Raw genomic sequence first — 301 nt, 5'->3', positions numbered from 1 at the left:
CAGCGCTCGTCGGTCGCCTGCAGATCGGCGAGCTTGGCACGCACCGCGACACCGAAGGTCGGCTGGGCGTCGGGCTCGACCTCGCTGCCGATCAGCACCGGAACAGCGAGGGCCTGACCGACGATGTGCTCGCGCTCGGCGAGCACAGGACCCTCGAAGCGCGCGACGTCCGCCTCGCTGACGCCGAGCAGCGCCGCGACCTCGGACGCCGAGAGCCCGGCACGGATCTGGGTCTGGATGTCGCGGTGGCTCGCGGCCAGTCGCGCGGCGGCGGGCTCCGTCTCGCGGGTCGCCCGGCGCA

At 74.4% G+C, this 301-nt stretch carries 1 protein-coding gene; it reads right to left on the bottom strand.

The features are described 5' to 3' along the window. A partial coding sequence (sepH, locus tag KI686_RS17605; RefSeq protein WP_237590373.1) for a septation protein SepH occupies positions 1–301 on the bottom strand: 301 nt, incomplete at both ends.

Origin of the sequence: Polaribacter sargassicola (assembly GCF_021991835.1) — a bacterium.
Classification (GTDB): Bacteria; Bacteroidota; Bacteroidia; order Flavobacteriales; family Flavobacteriaceae; genus Polaribacter; species Polaribacter sargassicola.
This window is presented reverse-complemented; position numbering and strand designations above follow the sequence as displayed.